Raw genomic sequence first — 17,006 nt, 5'->3', positions numbered from 1 at the left:
TCATGAATAATAAAAACAACGATAAAAGTATTCGAAAGATAGAAACCAACGGGGTCGAACAGATCCCGGACCACGAACGTACCGCAGGCCCCAAGGATCTGTTTCGACTGATCTTCGGCGGTGCAAATACCTTCGCCACTGCCGTGCTGGGCTCGTTTCCGGTGCTGTTCGGCTTGTCGTTCCAGGCCGGTGTCTGGGCGATTGTGCTGGGCGTGCTGGTGGGTGCGCTGATCCTGGCACCCATGGGCCTGTTCGGGCCGATCAATGGCACCAACAACGCTGTGTCCTCCGGTGCGCACTTTGGTGTGCATGGGCGGATTGTCGGCTCGTTTCTGTCGCTGCTGACGGCAATTGCCTTCTTCTCACTGTCGGTGTGGAGTTCAGGCGATGCGCTGGTAGGCGGTGCGAAACGTCTGGTGGGGCTGCCGGAAACCGACCTGACCCTGGGCCTGGCTTACGGCCTGTTCGCCCTGCTGGTGCTGACCGTTTGCATCTACGGGTTTCGCTTCATGCTGTGGGTCAACCGCATTGCGGTGTGGGCAGCGAGCCTGCTGTTTCTGCTCGGTATCTTCGCCTTCGCGCCGGCCTTCGACAGTCATTTCGCCGGCAGCGTCGCCTTGGGCCAGACTGGTTTCTGGGCGGCTTTTATCGGCGCCGCGCTGGTGGCCATGAGCAACCCGATTTCCTTCGGTGCGTTCCTCGGCGACTGGTCGCGCTACATCCCACGTGAAACGCCGAAGATGCGCATCATGCTGGCGGTGGTATTCGCACAGATCGCCACCTTGATCCCGTTCCTGTTCGGCCTGGCCACCGCGACCATCGTGGCGATCAAGGCTCCGGACTACATCGCGGCCAACAACTATGTCGGCGGTTTGCTGGCGGTGGCGCCGGCGTGGTTCTTCCTGCCGGTGTGCCTGATTGCGGTGATCGGCGGTATGTCCACCGGCACCACCTCGCTGTATGGCACCGGGCTGGACATGTCCAGCGTGTTCCCACGGCTGCTGTCGCGGGTCAAGGCCACGCTGCTGATTGGGGTGATGTCGATTGCCTTCATCTTTATCGGACGTTTCGCCGCCAACCTGGTGCAGAGCGTGTCGACCTTTGCCGTGTTGATCATCACCTGCACCACGCCGTGGATGGTGATGATGATCATCGGCCTGATCGTGCGTCGCGGCTTCTACTGCCCGGATGACCTGCAGGTGTTCACCCGTGGTGAAACCGGCGGCCGCTACTGGTTCAGCCACGGCTGGAACTGGCGCGGGCTGGGGGCGTGGATTCCAAGTGCGCTGGTGGGGCTGTGTTTTGTGAACCTGCCGGGGCAGTTTGTCGGGCCGCTGGGTAATTTGGCCGATGGCATCGATATCAGCTTGCCGGTGACGCTGGGGTTGGCGTCGGTGGTTTATCTGACGTTGCTTCGGCTGTTTCCAGAGCCCGCAGAGGTGTATGGACCCAGAGGAACAAGCCCCCTCACCACACAAAGCTCTATAGCCACTGCAAGCGTCCCCACTGCATAAAACAATAATCGGAGAATCGCCGTCATGGCTTTGGATTTATTCGTCGTACTCATCTACGCCGCCGGCATGCTGGTGCTCGGCTATTACGGCATGCGCCGCGCCAAGACCCACGAAGACTACCTGGTGGCCGGGCGCAACCTGGGCCCGACGCTGTACATGGGCACCATGGCCGCCACGGTATTGGGCGGTGCATCCACCGTCGGCACCGTGCGCCTGGGTTACGTGCATGGCATCTCCGGCTTCTGGCTGTGCGCCGCGCTGGGCATGGGGATCATTGCGCTGAACCTGTTCCTGGCCAAGCCGCTGCTGAAGCTGAAGATTTTCACCGTGACCCAGGTGCTGGAAAAACGCTACAACCCCATGGCCCGCCAGGCCAGTGCGGTGATCATGCTGGCCTACGCGCTGATGATCGGCGTGACCTCGATCCTGGCCATCGGCACCGTGCTGCAAGTGCTGTTCGGCCTGCCGTTCTGGATTTCGGTGTTGTTGGGTGGTGGTGTGGTGGTGGTCTATTCGACCATCGGCGGCATGTGGTCGCTGACCCTCACCGACATCGTGCAATTCGTGATCAAGACCGTGGGACTGATGTTCATCCTGCTGCCGATCTGCCTGTACCGCGTCGGTGGCTGGGACGAACTGGTGGCCAAGCTGCCAGCGTCTAGCTTCAGCTTCACCGCGATCGGCTGGGACACGATCATCACCTACTTCATGATCTACTTCTTCGGCATCCTGATCGGCCAGGACATCTGGCAACGGGTGTTCACCGCCCGTGACGAAAAAGTGGCCAAGTACGCCGGCACCTTCGCGGGTTTCTACTGCATCCTCTACGGCCTGGCCTGCGCGCTGATTGGTATGGCGGCGCATGTGTTGATTCCGGACCTGGATAACGTCAACAACGCGTTTGCGGCCATCGTCAAAATGTCGCTGCCCGACGGCATCCGTGGCCTGGTGATTGCCGCTGCGCTGGCCGCGATGATGTCCACTGCCAGTGCCGGCTTGCTGGCTGCATCCACCGTGTTGACTGAAGACCTGTTGCCGCGTTTGCGCGGGGGTAAACAGTCGAGCCTGAACATCAACCGCCTGTTCACCCTGCTGACCGGCATTGCCGTGCTGGGTATTGCGTTGGTGGTGAGCGACGTGATCAGCGCCCTGACCCTGGCCTACAACCTGTTGGTGGGCGGCATGCTGATCCCGCTGATCGGGGCGATCTTCTGGAAGCGCGCGACGACGTCGGGGGCAATCACGTCCATGGCCCTGGGCTTTGTGACTGCGCTGGCGTTCATGATCAAAGATGGTTTGGACGCGAACACGCCGATCTACTACAGCCTGGCCGTGGGCCTGGTGAGCTTTGTGCTGGTGAGTTTGCTGTCGCGCCGGCCACAAGCGGTGGCGGCTCGGGCGGTGTAAGAAAGAATAATGCTTGGAAGGGTTTCTTCAGCGGGTGCGACGTCGGATGTCGCGCCCGTTTTTTTTGACCTTGCATAAAACAACTGTGGGAGTGGGCTTGCCCGCGAGTGCGGTGAGTCAGTCAATGATTTATCGACTGATACACCGCACTCGCGGGCAAGCCCACTCCCACATTTAAAACTGCCATGGCCCAGCGAGCGCGGACTTTACCGGCGGCGTGGACGACGCTGCTCATCGTCGGTGCGAATCGGCACCGGTTGGAGTGGAGGCTCGATCAAGCCCAGTGCAACCCCAACGTCATGGAGCCAGTTTTGGATTTTCTCTTTCATGGTTGCCCCCTTTGAGGGTAATGCTGGTAGGCGCAAGTTCTGTCGCCTTTTCCTACACTGATAGTAGCCCTAAGTCCTACGTAATGCTTGAACGAAAGCACAACGAACTATTACTGAATTGATCCGAATCCTGACTGATCGTTCAAGCAATCGCGCGGGTGTCTGGTAATAGCTCAGCCTTACCCGCCTGCTGGAGGTCGATCCACGCATTGAGGTTAGCGCCGAGCATACCCTTTCGCCACATCAGCCAGGTGGTCGCAGTGGCAAAAGGCCCTGTCAACGGATGAACGGACACGCTGTCCTTGCCCGGTAGGCTGTCGAGCATGGATTCGGACATCAGCGCCACACCGGAACCGGCGATCACGCACGCCAGCATGCCCTGGTAGGACTCAATCTCGATGGCCCGCCCCATGGCCACCCGTTCGTGGGAAAACCAGGTTTCCAGGCGCGCACGGTAGGCGCAGCTGCGTCGGAAGGTGAACACCGAGCGGCCAGCAACGTCCTGGGGCCCGCGCACCGGTGGATGGTCGGCTTCGCAAATCAGCACCAGGCGCTCTTCGCACAGGGGCACGCCGTCCAGCGTGGCGATTGTGATTGGGCCGTCGACAAAGGCCGCATCCAGGCGCCCGGTGATCAGGCCTTCAAGCAGCTCGCCGCTGGGCGCGGACTGCACCTGCAGGTTCACCATCGGATACGACTTGTGATAGCGCGCCAACAGCTTCGGCAAATGCACCGCCGCCGTGCTGTACATGCTGCCTACGACAAAATCGCCCGCCGGCTGCCCGCCTTGCACGGCGCCATGGGCTTCGTCATGCAGGGCCAGCAGGCGCGTGCTGTAGTCCAGCAACACCTTGCCAGCAGGAGAAAGCTGCAAACGCTGGCGCTCGCGCACAAACAGCTCTACACCCAACTGCTCCTCCATTTGCTTGAGGCGGGTCGACAGGTTCGATGGCACGCGGTGCAGGCGCTCGGCAGCCCGGGTAATGGAGCCCTCCTCCGCCACCGCCTGGAAGATGCGCAATTGACTGAACTCCATACCTTTCTCCAAAACTGAACAAGTTACTCACTATTATTCAATTTTACAGAAAGTCAATCCGCTTTAGCCTGAGGGTCATCGCTTCTTTGCAGGAAACCTGAACATGTCACCCCTGATCCGCTTACTCGCAAGCTTTGTCGCCCTGATGATGGCCATGGGCATCGGCCGCTTCGCCCTCACCCCGCAGATGCCGCACCTGCTCAGCGAAGGGCAGATCGACCTGACCGGCGCCGGGCTGATTGCCGCGGCCAATTACCTCGGCTACTTCGTCGGTGCGGTGGATTCGATCTTCGCCCGCAGCCACCACCATGTGCGCGGTCGCCTGTATGGCGGCCTATGGCTGTGCGTGCTGCTGACGTTTGCGTCGTACTGGGCCCATGGGTTCTGGCCGCACCTGCTGTTGCGCTTTGGCACCGGTATGGCCAGTGCCTGGGCCCTGGTGATGATCACCAGCCTGAGCCAGCCGCTGGCGATTGCCGCCGGGCGCCCACGTCTCGGCGCCCTGGTGTTCGCCGGCCCGGGCCTGGGGATTTTTCTGACCGGGTTGCTGGCGCTGGGCTCCAACCTGCTGGGGCAAAACTCCGCAACGTTATGGCTGGTGTATGGCGTGGTCGCGCTAGTGATGTTGCTGGCGATCCTGCCCTTTCTACCCAAGCCCGCCACCGGCACACCGGTGGCCAGCCATACGCAGGCAGGCAGCAACGGCAGCATTGCGCACCTGTGCTGGATCTATGTGTTGTACGGCTTGGGCTACATCATTCCGGCGACGTTTCTGTCGCAGATGGCCAGCGCGCAGTTCAAGGGCGCCTGGCAGGCGGATCTGTTCTGGCCGTGCTTTGGCCTGGCGGCGGCGATCGGCGTGGTAGTCGCCAGCCTGCGTCGCAAGGACCCGGACACCACCCGTCGCTGGCTGATGACCACCTTATGGCTGCAAGCTGCGGGGGTTTTTGCCTGCCTGCTGAGCAACGGCTGGGGGTTGGCGTTGGGTGTGTTGCTGTGCGGCGCGCCGTTCCTGGCGTGCATGCAGTTGGTCATGGCGCGCTTGCGGGACGTGGCGCCCCACGGCTACCAGCGCAACACCGGGCTGCTCACCGCCAGCTTTGCCATCGGTCAACTGAGCGGGCCGTTGCTGGCATCGGTAAGCAGCCACCTCAGCGGCGGCCTGCAACCGGCATTGGTGATCGCCGGAGCAGGCCTGCTGCTGGCGGGCGGGATATTACTTAGCCCGCAACCAGCGGGGCTGGCGCGCGAAGCTGCTCGCGCCGCGCCAACACCAGGAAAAACAGCCCACCCAGGAAGCACCCGGTAAACCAGGCGAAGTTGGCCATGCCCTGCAACGCCGGGGTGAAGGTGATCGCGACGCCCACCAGCGTCGCGGGCACCAGTGCCTTGACCGCCGTCCAGTTCACGCCGCCATCGAAGTAATAGCGCCCACTCGGGCTGTCATCGAACAACGCGTCCACGTCGATTTTCTGCTTTTTGATCAGGTAGAAATCCACCAGCAGGATCCCGAACAGCGGGCCAATGAAGGCCGCAAGGATATCCAGGGTGTAGTGAATCATCAGCGGGTTATTGAACAGGTTCCACGGGGTGATGAAGATTGACGCCACCGCCGCGATCATCCCGCCGGCACGCCAGCTGATTTTGCTCGGCGCTACGTTGGCAAAGTCAAACGCCGGGGACACGAAGTTGGCGACAATGTTGATACCAATCGTCGCGGTGACAAAGGCAAAGGCGCCGAGCAACACCGCCATGCTGTTATCGATACGCGAGACGGTGGCAATCGGGTCGTGGAGCATTTCGCCAAACACCGGCAAGGTGCCCGATACGATCACCACGGTCACAAGGGAAAACGCCAGGAAATTCACCGGCAGCCCCCAAAAGTTACCGCGTCGCACATCCTGCATGCTGCGGCAGTAGCGGCTGAAGTCGCCGAAATTCAGGGTCGGCCCGGAGAAGTAAGACACCACCAGCGCCGTCGCCACAATCACTTGGCCAAAGGCCTGCCAGCCCGACAAGGATTTTTCCGACAGGGTAAAGCTGATATTCGCCCAGCCTGCTTTCCATACAATCCAGCCCGCCAACGCGAACATCACCGCGTACACCACCGGCCCCGCCCAATCGATAAAGCGGCGAATCGACTCCATGCCAGCCCAGAACACCGCCGCCTGCAGCACCCAGAGGCTGAGGAAACCAAACCAGCCCAAGTAGGACAAGCCGGCGAAATGCGGTTCTGCATATACCGCCATTTGTGGGAAAAACCGCAGCACTACGATGATCAAGGCGCTCGACGCCAGGTAGGTCTGAATCCCGTACCAGGCCACGGCGATCAGGCCGCGAATCACCGCAGGAATATTCGCGCCAAACACCCCAAAGGCCAGCCGGCAGATCACCGGATACGGCACTGCCGCTTGCTGGCTCGGCTTGGCGACCAGGTTGGCAATCAACTGCACGATGCAGATACCGGCGAGCAAGGCGATCAACACCTGCCAGCTGGCGAGGCCCAGGGCAAACAGGCTGGCGGCGAATACATAGCCGCCGACGCTGTGCACGTCGCTCATCCAGAAGGCGAAGATGTTGTACCAGGTCCATTTTTGCGGCAGCGGGCCTAGGTCCTGATTGTACAGGCGCGGGCTGTAGCCTTTGGGCAAGTGTTCGGTCATTGCTGGGCTCCTCGAAATACCGGCCTGCGCTACCGTCGCGGGTGCATACGGTAGGCGGCATGGTTTGTATACGAAGGAGTCAGCAGAATACGTGCCAATGGCACACAATCCCTCTACAACGGGGTTCCAAAGGGTTTATGAGAAGGGCCGGCGCTCAGCAACGGTGCACATAAATCCTGTACACAATCATTGGTGCACTCGATGTGCACACAGGTAGCCAACCGTACAACAGGCTGCCGTCAGAACGGTGCCCCACGCCATGTCCATCACCGCCAACCCGGCCGACCAGCCTTGCAGCGTGGCCCAGTTGCTTAAGTCGTAGGTGCCGTAGGCGACCAATCCCAACAAAGAACCCAGGCGCGCGGCACGTTGCCAGCTGGCGCTTGGCAGGATCACCAGCACCACACAACCGAGGGCATACAGCAGATAGAACAGCACGGCGGGCAGCAGGCGCGGCTGATCAAGCATCAGCGGGCCCAGCAGGGATTTGTAGGTCGGGCCCATGAGAACACCGAGCCAGAGGCCGTCGAGCACCAAAAAAGCCAGCAAGGTGCCGAGGTAAGCGAACAGCGATTTTTTGGACATGGATGCAACCTCTGTAAGCGCCCGTTGGCGCCTACAGAAGAGCAAACCGCACTCAGCTTAGTTCAATGCGATCCGCGTGAATCACGATCTGGCCCTGCTTGTAGAGAGCACCAATCGCCTTCTTGAAGTTGCCCTTGCTCACGCCGAACAAGTTGCTGATCAGCGCCGGGTCGCTTTTGTCGCTGACCGGCAGGCTGCCGTTGTTTTCACGCAACTTGGCGAGGATCTTCGAGTTAAGGCTGGAGGCCGCTTCCTGGCCGACCGGTTGCAGGCTCAGGCTGATGTTGCCATCGGCGCGGATCTCTTTGATAAAGCCTTTTTCTTCTTTACCCGGGCGCAGGAACTTGAACACTTCGTTCTTGTGAATCAGGCCCCAATGCTTGTTGTTGATGATCGCCTTGAAGCCCATGTCGGTGGCCTCGGCCACCAGCAGGTCGACTTCTTGGCCCACCTGGTAGTTGGCCGGGGTCTTGTCCAGGTAACGATCAAGGCGCGCCGTCGCGGTGATGCGCTTGGTGTGCTTGTCGAGGTAGACGTGCACCACACAATACTCACCGGCGGTCATCTGGCGCTTTTCTTCCGAATACGGCAGCAACAGGTCCTTTGGCAAACCCCAGTCGAGGAATACACCAATGCTGTTGACTTCGACTACTTTCAAACTGGCGAACTCGCCCACTTGAACTTTCGGCTTTTCAGTCGTGGCGATAAGTTTGTCATCGCTGTCCAGATAAATGAAAACGTTAAGCCAGTCTTCATCTTCACTGGGAATATCTTTGGGGATGTACCGATTAGGCAAGAGGATTTCACCGTCTTGCGCACCGTCCAGGTACAAACCAAAGTTAGTATGTTTAACCACTTGCAAACTGTTGTAGCGCCCGACTAAAGCCATTTCCAATACCCTCATTGCGTGGGCGGCATTCTACCCGAGTTGCGCCCGCTACGCGCGCGCGCCTTGCAAATCACGGGCTGGCGTGGCGTTCTACTGGCCCCGCCCCGCTCGTCCGATCACGTGGCTGAATTTTGCCATGCGGCCCGCACTGATTCGCGCAGTGGTTTCGAGTCAAAACAGTAAGTTAGCCGCTTATTTCAAGGACGAACTTTGGCTATTTCCATCCGCAGCACTTATTCCTGGAGGATATTTGCCAAGCAATTGTCAAGTATTTCCTGTACGATGCCTGGCCAAGTTAATTTTCTACAGGTTAGTGGCCGCCATGCGTGTAAAAGCATCCAACAGCAAAGCAAAGCCAGCTCCCGCCGTTGAAACGAGCGAATCGATCAACAGCCAGATTGCTGCTTTCCTCAAGTCCGGCGGCGAAATCCAGCAAATTGCCAAGGGCGTGAGCGGCCAGACTTTCGGCCCGTCCAAGCAGATCAGCCTGGGTAAAAAGTAACACCGCGCAATACACCTGGTCCCTAAGCGCCTTGCCTTCAAGGCGCTAGGACTAGAGCACGAGACACCCTCCTGAAACACCCAATATCACGCTAATCGACGAACGGGCCTCACCGCCGGGCATTCGCCGGTATCCTTGCACACGTCTAGCACGGGCCTCTGCCGCCCTTTTTCGTTACTGCTCCTCGCTTTTCATGGAGTGAAGCATGCTCAAACCCTGCATTTCCCTGCTCGCAGCCCTGGCCGCCAGCCCCCTCGCCGAAGCGCAGATCTTCCAGCGGGAATTGGGCGACTTCGACCTGAAATTGGGCACCACTCCCAGCCGCAGCATGGCTCAGGGCCTGGTCAAACCGACCTCGCCAGGCAGTGACGCGTTCCATGGCGGCCTCGACCTGAGCCACGACAGCGGCCTGTATTTCGGGCAGTTTTCGCCGAGCATGGGCCTGTCCCCCAGCACCAACCTCGAAGTCGATTCCTACATGGGCTTCAAACACCCCTTCGACCAGACTCTGGGCTACGAAGTGGGCCTGATCCACTACAGCTACCCCAAGCTCAGCCCCCTCGACAGCCAGGAGTTCTACGGCGGCCTGAACCTGCTGGGCAACCGCTTCGGCGCCTCGTTCAGCAACGACCCGGACCGCCAGGACAGCACGCTGTTTGCCGACCTGGGGGGCACACAGCCGTTCGGCATCGGCGTCAGCATGAAATACACCACCCATCAGCTGGGCACCCCGGTGTCGGTGGCAAACGGCTCCATCAGCACCTTCAGCGACTGGTCGGTGCAGTTCTCTCGGCAGTGGATGGGCGTTGACCTGAACCTGATCTACAGCGACTCCAGCCTCAGCGGCGGCGATTGCTCGGCCTACTCCGGACACAATTCGCAATGCGATGGCCTGTTGACGCTGAAGGCAGCGCGGTCGTTTTATTGATGGGCTGAACTGTCGCGCGCGCCGCAGGTTCACATGCATTAACTCCCTCTGCCCAAGGACTCACTCATGCTGCGTCGGCTCAAACTACTGCTGGTATTGCTGACCCTGAGCCTGGCGCTCGCCAGTTGCAGCCGCGTGGGCCTGGCCTACCGCAATCTGGACGTGATCATCCCCTGGACCCTCAACGACTACCTGGACATGAACGCCGGGCAAAAGAGCTGGTTCAACGACAAACTCAAGGAACACCTGGCCTGGCACTGCACCACGCAATTGCCTGGCTACCTGGATTGGCTGGATCGCCTGCAACAAATGGTCGATGACAACCAGGTCACCGATGCCGCGTTAAAGGCCCGTACTGTCGAAGCCGAACAAGCCATCGCCGACGTCGCCCGTGAAATCACGCCGTCAGCGATCGAGCTGCTCAAAGGCCTGGATGATCAGCAAGTCCAGGAAATGAACAACGCCCTGGCCAAGGACCTGCGCAAACGCCAAGACGAATACCTCAAGCCACCACTGGACCAGCAGATCAAGGAGCGCGCCACCCGCATGAGCAAACGCCTGGACACGTGGATGGGCCCGCTGAGTAGCAGCCAGCAAAACCGCGTGACCGCGTGGTCCATTGCCCTGGGTGAGCAGAATCAGGAGTGGATCGGCAACCGCGCCCGTTGGCAGGCGCAATTTATCGAGGCGGTGCAGCAGCGCCGGAGCGCCGACTTTGCGCAGAAGATGCAGCAGCTGCTGGTGGATCGTGAAAGCCTGTGGACCCCGGAGTATCGCGCGGCGTATGCCCAAACGGAGGCCGCAGCACGCAGCCTGATTGTCGATTTGATGGCTGAAAGTACTGTGCAACAACGTTTGAAACTGACGCAAAAAATCGACGGTGTACGCAGCGACTTCAAAGCCCTCAAATGCTTAAAGGCCGCCGCAATTTAAAAATGTGGGAGGGGCGGTGCGACGATTCGACTTGCCCCCGATAGCGGTGCATCAGTGATAGATAAGCTGCCTGACACTCCGCTATCGGGGGCAAGCCCCCTCCCACATTTGACCTGTATTGTGCCGGTTAGGCGATCTGCGCCTTGGAGGCCACCTCGGCAAACGTATCCGGGTCCAGCGCATCCGCCTGCTCATCCAGCACCTGGCGCGGGTGATCATTGCCGGGAATCGAGCTGTCGATCAGCGCCAGCAACTGCGCGCCGAGCGGGGTCAGGATGAAGTTCTCACCATTGCCGCCCTGATCCTCCGGCCGCGACTCAATAAACCCACGCTTGAACAACAGCGCTTCGTAATCCGCGGCAGTTTTTTTCAACGCATCCAGATTGCCCGTATCCTCGCCCGCCGTGGCCTTCTCGGCTGCTTCCTGCTCGGCATACTTGCGCGGCGCGAAGCTGCCTTCGCCGTTCTGCACTTCGTGCAGCAGACGTTCGATCAAATCCCAGTTGTAAGTCGTCATCCTGATTCCTCCTGCAGGCCGGTGGAAAAGTAGCCCGTCAAAAGGTGTGACCCCAGCGCGCCGCCCGCCGTTCAACCGGCCGGACAGCCGTCATTTCTCTGAACTTTCCAGACGTTCACCGCCTCAACAGCACATCATCACCAAGGAGGTCCCAACCATGAACACCCTGATGAACTTGGCCGTCGCCGCCGCACTGCTCAGCGCCCTACCCGCCTGGGCCTGCACCCCGGAAGAGGCCACGGCCAAGCGCGAAGCACTGGCCAAGGAAGTCACCCAATTGACCGAGCAGAACCCGACCAAAGCCAAGGAAATGAACGCCGAACTGCAGAAGATGGACCTCGACACTGAAAGCGCGGAATTCCCCGACAAGTGCCAATTGATCGACGCGCGCATGAAAGAATTGAAGGAAGCCGCCGCCAAGGCTAAAAACTGAGGGCATAAAAAAACCGGACAGCGTCCGGTTTTTTCACATCAGCCCCGTGTTACTCGGCGGCTGGCGCTTCTGGCTTGCGGCGCTTGAGCGGCGCCATGCCGTCCTTGCTGACGAGCGACAGATTGTCGGTCTTCGGCCGGTTGGCGATTTTGCGCTTGGTCGGCGACTTGGCGCCGGTTTTCTTCTTGTCGCCCTTGGCGTCGGTCTTTTTCTTCTTCACGCCAACCGCCTTGCCCGACGCCTTGACCTTCTTCGGCCCCGTGTAGGTGCCTTTGACTTCCTTGATGGTGCGGCGCTCGAACGACTGCTTGAGGTAGCGTTCGATGCTCGACATCAGGTTCCAGTCGCCGTGGCAGATCAGCGAGATGGCCAGGCCATCATTGCCGGCACGCCCGGTACGGCCGATACGGTGTACGTACTCATCGCCGCTGCGGGGCATGTCGAAGTTGATCACCATGTCCAGGCCATCCACGTCGAGGCCGCGCGCGGCAACGTCGGTGGCTACCAGGATCTTCACGCCGCCCTGCTTGAGGCGATCAATCGCCAGCTTGCGGTCTTTCTGATCTTTCTCACCGTGCAGGACGAAGGTTTTGTAGTCCTGGGCCACCAGACGACCGTAGATACGGTCAGCCGCAGCGCGTGTGTTGGTGAACACGATGGCCTTCTGATAGGTCTCGTTGGCCAACAGCCAGTTCAAGATCTGCTCTTTGTGCACGTTGTGGTCGGCCATCACGATCTGCTGACGCGTGGTCGCGTTCAGGTCGCTGACGTTGTTGACCTGCAAGTGCTCAGGGTTGTTCAGGACCTTGGCGACCATGTCGCGCAGGGTCGAACCGCCAGTGGTGGCGGAGAACAGCATGGTCTGCTGACGGTTGACGCACTCGCCTACAAGGCGCTGCACGTCGTCGGCGAAGCCCATGTCGAGCATACGGTCGGCTTCATCCAGCACCAGCACTTCGACTTCCTTGAGGTCGAGGTTGCCGGCGTTGAGTTGCTCGATCATGCGGCCCGGGGTGCCGATCAGGATATCCGGCACCTTGCGCAGCATGGCGGCCTGGACCTTGAAGTCTTCGCCGCCGGTAATGATGCCGGACTTGATGAAGGTGAACTGCGAGAAGCGCTCCACTTCCTTCAAGGTCTGCTGGGCCAGCTCGCGAGTTGGCAGCAGGATCAGGGTCTTGATGCTGACGCGGACCTTGGCCGGGCCGATCAGGCGGTTCAGGACCGGCAGGACGAAAGCGGCGGTCTTGCCGCTGCCGGTTTGTGCCGTCACCCGCAGGTCACGCCCTTCGAGCGCGAGCGGGATGGCCGCTGCTTGCACAGGCGTAGGCTCGACAAATTTAAGCTCGGCCACGGCTTTGAGCAGGCGTTCGTGCAGGGCGAATTGGGAAAACACGGGTGCTACCTCGAAGAAATACAAAAAATCAGCTGCATAGGGTACCGGTTTCGGGCGCCCAAACCGAGTGTCTTTACGCGAACGGTGCTAATCAGCGGCTTTTTTGTCAGGGCATTTGTCCAGAACGTCAACTTTGCCGCACTTAAATGCTCTAATCGCCCCGTGTTGTCTTACAGAAGATTTGGTTTTACCCATGGATATCAAACAGCTCTGGCTCAATGCCCAGGACCTCTGGGGCGCCCTCGACGAACACCCGCTGCTGCATGCCAGCCTCGGCTTGCTGGTGTTGCTGGTGGTGGCCCTGCTGCTCGGACGGGTGGCGCGCTACCTCATCCTCCACGCCGTCAAATTGCTCGGCCGGCAACCGGCGCTGCACTGGCTCAATGACCTGCGGCACAACAAAGTCTTTCACCGCCTGGCACAGATGACGCCGTCGCTGGTGATCCAGTTCGGCCTGTACCTGGTGCCGGACCTGAGCAAAACCGCGATCCTGTTCATCGGCAACGTCGCACTGGCGCTCACCATCCTGTTCATGACCCTGGCCGTGAGCGCCCTGCTCAATGCGCTGCTGGACATCTACGCGCGCACCGAACATGCGCGCACGCGCTCGATCAAGGGTTACGTGCAGTTGGCCAAGATGGTGCTGTTCGTGTTTGCCGCGATCATCATCGTCGCCACCTTGATCGACCGCTCGCCGCTGTTGCTGCTGTCCGGCCTCGGTGCGATGTCGGCCGTAATTCTGTTGGTGTACAAGGACACGCTGCTGTCGTTCGTCGCCAGCGTGCAACTGACCAGCAACGACATGCTGCGCGTCGGCGACTGGATCGAGATGCCCCAGGTCGGCGCCGACGGCGATGTGGTGGACATCACCCTGCACACCGTCAAGGTGCAGAATTTCGACAAGACCATCGTCTCCATCCCCACCTGGCGCCTGATGTCCGAGTCGTTCAAGAACTGGCGCGGCATGCAGGCCTCCGGTGGGCGCCGCATCAAGCGCAGCCTGTATATCGACGCCAGCGGCGTGCGCTTTTTGCATGACGACGAAGAAGTACGCATGACCCAGGTGCATTTGCTCACCGACTACATCAGCCGCAAACAGGCCGAACTCAAGGCCTGGAACGAAGCCCAGGGCAACAGCGCGCAACTGTCGGCCAACCGCCGGCGCATGACCAACCTAGGCACCTTCCGCGCCTATGCCCTGGCCTACCTGAAAAGCCACCCGGACATACAGCCGAACATGACCTGCATGGTGCGCCAGATGCAAACCACCGCCCAGGGCGTGCCGCTGGAGATCTACTGCTTCACCCGCACCACGGCGTGGGCCGATTACGAGCGGATCCAGGGCGATATCTTCGATTACCTGCTGGCGGTGTTGCCGGAGTTTGGCTTGAGTTTGTACCAGCAGCCGAGCGGCAATGATTTGCGCGCGGGGATGTTGCCTGCGGTGCTGGGTGCAAGTCATTTGCCTGAACCGCAAAAAGCCTTGATCTAGAGCGATTCAGCACAGCCATCCAATCACTGCGCGGAACATTTGGCGACTCTTGGCCTCATTGGAAATCCTTTGAGGCAACGCCGATGCGCGCTCCAACCTTGTACTCACTGCTGCTGGCCGGCACTTGCAACAGCGTGATGGCGGCGGGGTTTATCGAGGATTCAAGCCTCGATGTGCTCAGCCGCAATTTCTACCTCGACAACAAAGAGCGCTCCCCCGCGAGCAAACCCCACAAGGAAGAATGGGCCCAGGGCTTTATTGCCGCATTCACCTCCGGGTTCACACCGGGCACGCTTGGCGTGGGGGTCGATGCCCACGCGTTTGTCGGCCTGAAACTCGATGGCGGCAAAGGCCACTCCGGCACCGGCCTGTTACCCGTGGACAGCGACGGGCGCAGTGAGCGCAATTATTCCAGTGCGGGCGGCGCACTCAAGCTGCGCCTGGCGAAAACCACCCTGTCGGTGGGCGAAATGACCGTCGAAACGCCAGTGTTCGACACCTCGGACAAACGCCTGCAACCCGAATACGCCAGCGGCCTGCTGATCGACAGCCGCGACATCGACGCCCTGCACTGGCAGGCCGGCCACTTTACCGCCTTCAAGAACCAGGACGCGTCCAGCGGGCATGGCGATTTCGATGGTTATGGCGCCAGCACCCGCAGCGGCGCCATCGACTTTATCGGCGGGCAATTCTTCGAAGGCCAGCCCGTGGGGGGCGCCCTGTACACCTCGCAATTGAGCGACACCTGGCGCCAGTACTACGCCAACCTGCACTGGTCGCCGGCCGACTGGCTGTTGGACAGCAATATCTACCGCAGCGAAGATCAAGGCCGCGCCGTGGCCGGCGCCATCGCCAACACCGCCTACAGCCTGGCCGGCAAGTACAGCTTCGGCGCACAATCGGTGACCCTGGCCTATCAGAAGATCAACGGCAACACGCCCTTCGACTTCGTCGGCGGCGACTCCATCTACCTCGCCAACTCGATCAAATACGCCGACTTCAACGGCCCCGGCGAAGGCTCCTGGCAACTGCGCTACGACCTCAACCTCGCCACCTTCGGCATTCCCGGCCTGAAGTTCATGACCCGCTACGTGACCGGCCGCGGCATCGACGGCACCCACGCGCCCCTGGGCGGCGCCTACAACCCTTTGGATGCCGACAGCGGTGCGTACCAACCCCAGCAAGGCAGCGGCGGCCGCCACTGGGAACGCGATATCGACCTGCATTACGTAGTGCAATCCGGCCCGGCCAAGGACCTGTCGGTGCAGCTATCCCATGTCAGCCACCGCGCCAACAGTGCCCAGGCCGGCGACGATATCGACCGTGTGTACGTGGTGGTCGAATACCCGATCAAGCTTTAGCGACGGCCGAACGCACGCCCAGGCGACTGATCCACACCGCACCCACAATCACCAACCCGCCGAGGGCCAGGCGGCCCAGCGGTTCGTGCTGGTTCCAGATCAGCAGGTTGAGCAACAGGCCCACCGGCACATGCAGGTTGTTCATCACCGCCAGGGTGCCGCCGTGGACCAGGCAGGCGCCCTTGTTCCACCAGTACATGCCCAGCGCGGTGCTGACCAGGCCAAGGAACACCAGCACGCCCCATTGCAGCGGCGCGTCCGGCAGGAAGTTGCTCTTGCCGAACATCAGGAATGCCGGCAACACCACGATCAACGCGCCGAGGTAGAAATACCCGAAGCGCCGGTAGTGCGGCAGGTCGCTTGGATGACGTGCTACCAGGTGCTTGTACATCACCTGCCCGGCGGCATAGGTGAAGTTGGCCAGTTGCAGCAGCAAAAAGCCCATCAGGAAGTGCGGGGTGATCTGGTCGAAACGGATCACCGCCGCGCCCGCCACCGCCACCAGCGCGGCAATCAGCGCCCAAGGGTTGAAGCGGCGGTTGATGGCGTCTTCGATCAGGGTCACGTGCAATGGCGTAAGGATGGTAAACAGCAGCACTTCCGGCACCGTGAGCACGCGAAAGCTCAGGTACAGGCATACGTAGGTGATACCGAACTGCAACGCGCCGATCACCAGCATGCCGCGCATGAAGGCCGGTTCCACCGAGCGCCAGCGGGTCAGCGGGATAAATACCAGCCCGGCCAGCACCACGCGCACCAGCACGGCGAAGTAGCTGTCGACGTGACCGGCGAGGTATTCGCCGATCAAGCTGAAGGAAAATGCCTGAATCAGGGTGACAACCAGTAGATAGCCCATGCGCGCCTCGTTTCGAATGGGCGCGACATTAAAGGTTTTCGGCGGTTGAAGAAACTCGAGGCAAAAAAAACCCGACCTCGCTAAAGCGTCAGTCGGGCAGGAGCACTCAGGAGCAAAAAGTGCAAAGGGAGGTTCGTTACGCGTACTTGAAGGGTTTGCGTGGGT

General features: G+C 60.4%; 17 protein-coding genes. 9 read left to right on the top strand and 8 right to left on the bottom strand.

All coding sequences use genetic code 11. From position 1 onward, the window contains the following. Positions 1-2 precede the first annotated feature (2 nt). Both AC0IYH_RS03640 and AC0IYH_RS03635 read left to right on the top strand, forming a co-directional pair. Positions 3-1,514, top strand: coding sequence for a purine-cytosine permease family protein (locus AC0IYH_RS03640; RefSeq protein ID WP_471832984.1), 1,512 nt, complete (start codon positions 3-5; stop codon positions 1,512-1,514). A gap of 24 nt (positions 1,515-1,538) precedes the next feature. Further along, positions 1,539-2,921, top strand: a complete 1,383-nt coding sequence (locus AC0IYH_RS03635) for a sodium:solute symporter family protein (RefSeq protein ID WP_116626136.1) — start codon at positions 1,539-1,541, stop codon at positions 2,919-2,921. A gap of 206 nt (positions 2,922-3,127) precedes the next feature. On the opposite strand, the gene AC0IYH_RS03630 is transcribed toward AC0IYH_RS03635, so the two are convergent. After that, entirely contained in the window at positions 3,128-3,250 is a 123-nt protein-coding gene (locus AC0IYH_RS03630) for a PA1414 family protein (RefSeq protein WP_256347311.1), read from the bottom strand. 142 nt (positions 3,251-3,392) lie between these two features. After that, positions 3,393-4,286: a putrescine utilization regulator PtrR gene (gene ptrR, locus AC0IYH_RS03625; RefSeq protein ID WP_471832983.1), complete on the bottom strand. Its 894-nt coding sequence runs from the start codon at positions 4,284-4,286 to the stop codon at positions 3,393-3,395. A 103-nt stretch (positions 4,287-4,389) separates the two neighbouring features. Between ptrR and AC0IYH_RS03620 the strand changes: the two genes are divergently transcribed. Beyond that, positions 4,390-5,595: an MFS transporter gene (locus AC0IYH_RS03620; protein WP_471832982.1), complete on the top strand. Its 1,206-nt coding sequence runs from the start codon at positions 4,390-4,392 to the stop codon at positions 5,593-5,595. On the opposite strand, the gene AC0IYH_RS03615 is transcribed toward AC0IYH_RS03620, so the two are convergent. The 3 genes from AC0IYH_RS03615 to AC0IYH_RS03605 form a co-directional block, all read right to left on the bottom strand. Further along, the gene (locus AC0IYH_RS03615) at positions 5,507-6,949 is read right to left on the bottom strand and encodes an NCS1 family nucleobase:cation symporter-1 (protein WP_116626132.1); all 1,443 of its coding nucleotides are present in this window, start codon (positions 6,947-6,949) and stop codon (positions 5,507-5,509) included. The genes AC0IYH_RS03620 and AC0IYH_RS03615 overlap by 89 nt on opposite strands. A 186-nt stretch (positions 6,950-7,135) precedes the next feature. Further along, complete coding sequence (locus AC0IYH_RS03610) at positions 7,136-7,534, bottom strand: DUF2177 family protein (protein ID WP_116626131.1); 399 nt, start codon at positions 7,532-7,534, stop codon at positions 7,136-7,138. A 52-nt stretch (positions 7,535-7,586) separates the two neighbouring features. After that, on the bottom strand, positions 7,587-8,423 hold the full coding sequence (locus AC0IYH_RS03605) for a CvfB family protein (RefSeq protein ID WP_471832981.1): 837 nt from the start codon (positions 8,421-8,423) through the stop codon (positions 7,587-7,589). A 322-nt stretch (positions 8,424-8,745) separates the two neighbouring features. Here AC0IYH_RS03605 and AC0IYH_RS03600 point away from each other — a divergent pair, with 322 nt between their 5' ends. From AC0IYH_RS03600 to AC0IYH_RS03590, 3 genes are all read left to right on the top strand, one after another. Beyond that, positions 8,746-8,925, top strand: coding sequence for a hypothetical protein (locus AC0IYH_RS03600; RefSeq protein WP_003193095.1), 180 nt, complete (start codon positions 8,746-8,748; stop codon positions 8,923-8,925). Positions 8,926-9,130: 205 nt separating this feature from the next. Continuing rightward, complete coding sequence (locus tag AC0IYH_RS03595) at positions 9,131-9,853, top strand: TorF family putative porin (protein WP_471832980.1); 723 nt, start codon at positions 9,131-9,133, stop codon at positions 9,851-9,853. 66 nt (positions 9,854-9,919) lie between these two features. Continuing rightward, a complete protein-coding gene (locus AC0IYH_RS03590) occupies positions 9,920-10,786 on the top strand; it encodes a DUF6279 family lipoprotein (RefSeq protein WP_116626128.1) in 867 nt (288 codons plus the stop codon). A gap of 127 nt (positions 10,787-10,913) precedes the next feature. Here the strand turns inward: AC0IYH_RS03590 and AC0IYH_RS03585 are convergent, their stop codons facing one another. Further along, the gene (locus AC0IYH_RS03585; protein WP_116626127.1) at positions 10,914-11,303 is read right to left on the bottom strand and encodes a transcriptional regulator; all 390 of its coding nucleotides are present in this window, start codon (positions 11,301-11,303) and stop codon (positions 10,914-10,916) included. A gap of 157 nt (positions 11,304-11,460) precedes the next feature. On the opposite strand from AC0IYH_RS03585, the gene AC0IYH_RS03580 reads away from it, so the two are divergent. After that, positions 11,461-11,736, top strand: coding sequence for a hypothetical protein (locus AC0IYH_RS03580; RefSeq protein ID WP_471832979.1), 276 nt, complete (start codon positions 11,461-11,463; stop codon positions 11,734-11,736). Positions 11,737-11,785: 49 nt separating this feature from the next. Here the strand turns inward: AC0IYH_RS03580 and AC0IYH_RS03575 are convergent, their stop codons facing one another. After that, positions 11,786-13,132 carry a DEAD/DEAH box helicase gene (locus AC0IYH_RS03575; RefSeq protein WP_116626125.1) on the bottom strand — a complete coding sequence of 449 codons (1,347 nt, stop codon included), beginning with the start codon at positions 13,130-13,132 and terminating at the stop codon, positions 11,786-11,788. Positions 13,133-13,325: 193 nt separating this feature from the next. Here AC0IYH_RS03575 and AC0IYH_RS03570 point away from each other — a divergent pair, with 193 nt between their 5' ends. Both AC0IYH_RS03570 and AC0IYH_RS03565 read left to right on the top strand, forming a co-directional pair. Next, on the top strand, positions 13,326-14,624 hold the full coding sequence (locus tag AC0IYH_RS03570) for a mechanosensitive ion channel family protein (RefSeq protein WP_116626124.1): 1,299 nt from the start codon (positions 13,326-13,328) through the stop codon (positions 14,622-14,624). 83 nt (positions 14,625-14,707) lie between these two features. After that, positions 14,708-15,985, top strand: a complete 1,278-nt coding sequence (locus tag AC0IYH_RS03565) for an OprD family porin (RefSeq protein ID WP_471832978.1) — start codon at positions 14,708-14,710, stop codon at positions 15,983-15,985. Here the strand turns inward: AC0IYH_RS03565 and AC0IYH_RS03560 are convergent. Continuing rightward, complete coding sequence (locus AC0IYH_RS03560; RefSeq protein WP_471832976.1) at positions 15,975-16,841, bottom strand: carboxylate/amino acid/amine transporter; 867 nt, start codon at positions 16,839-16,841, stop codon at positions 15,975-15,977. The genes AC0IYH_RS03565 and AC0IYH_RS03560 overlap by 11 nt on opposite strands. Positions 16,842-17,006: the final 165 nt, after the last annotated feature.

Source organism: Pseudomonas sp. AC463, from assembly GCF_979253585.1.
This window is presented reverse-complemented; position numbering and strand designations above follow the sequence as displayed.

Coding starts and splice junctions, on each gene's coding strand:
- AC0IYH_RS03605 (WP_471832981.1), bottom strand. CDS start 8,423: ATGGCTTTAGTCGGGCGCTACAACAGTTTGCAAGTGGTTAAACATACT.
- AC0IYH_RS03560 (WP_471832976.1), bottom strand. CDS start 16,841: ATGGGCTATCTACTGGTTGTCACCCTGATTCAGGCATTTTCCTTCAGC.
- AC0IYH_RS03595 (WP_471832980.1), top strand. CDS start 9,131: ATGCTCAAACCCTGCATTTCCCTGCTCGCAGCCCTGGCCGCCAGCCCC.
- AC0IYH_RS03600 (WP_003193095.1), top strand. CDS start 8,746: ATGCGTGTAAAAGCATCCAACAGCAAAGCAAAGCCAGCTCCCGCCGTT.
- AC0IYH_RS03585 (WP_116626127.1), bottom strand. CDS start 11,303: ATGACGACTTACAACTGGGATTTGATCGAACGTCTGCTGCACGAAGTG.
- AC0IYH_RS03640 (WP_471832984.1), top strand. CDS start 3: ATGAATAATAAAAACAACGATAAAAGTATTCGAAAGATAGAAACCAAC.
- AC0IYH_RS03565 (WP_471832978.1), top strand. CDS start 14,708: ATGCGCGCTCCAACCTTGTACTCACTGCTGCTGGCCGGCACTTGCAAC.
- AC0IYH_RS03635 (WP_116626136.1), top strand. CDS start 1,539: ATGGCTTTGGATTTATTCGTCGTACTCATCTACGCCGCCGGCATGCTG.
- AC0IYH_RS03630 (WP_256347311.1), bottom strand. CDS start 3,250: ATGAAAGAGAAAATCCAAAACTGGCTCCATGACGTTGGGGTTGCACTG.
- ptrR (WP_471832983.1), bottom strand. CDS start 4,286: ATGGAGTTCAGTCAATTGCGCATCTTCCAGGCGGTGGCGGAGGAGGGC.
- AC0IYH_RS03580 (WP_471832979.1), top strand. CDS start 11,461: ATGAACACCCTGATGAACTTGGCCGTCGCCGCCGCACTGCTCAGCGCC.
- AC0IYH_RS03570 (WP_116626124.1), top strand. CDS start 13,326: ATGGATATCAAACAGCTCTGGCTCAATGCCCAGGACCTCTGGGGCGCC.
- AC0IYH_RS03615 (WP_116626132.1), bottom strand. CDS start 6,949: ATGACCGAACACTTGCCCAAAGGCTACAGCCCGCGCCTGTACAATCAG.
- AC0IYH_RS03590 (WP_116626128.1), top strand. CDS start 9,920: ATGCTGCGTCGGCTCAAACTACTGCTGGTATTGCTGACCCTGAGCCTG.
- AC0IYH_RS03620 (WP_471832982.1), top strand. CDS start 4,390: ATGTCACCCCTGATCCGCTTACTCGCAAGCTTTGTCGCCCTGATGATG.
- AC0IYH_RS03610 (WP_116626131.1), bottom strand. CDS start 7,534: ATGTCCAAAAAATCGCTGTTCGCTTACCTCGGCACCTTGCTGGCTTTT.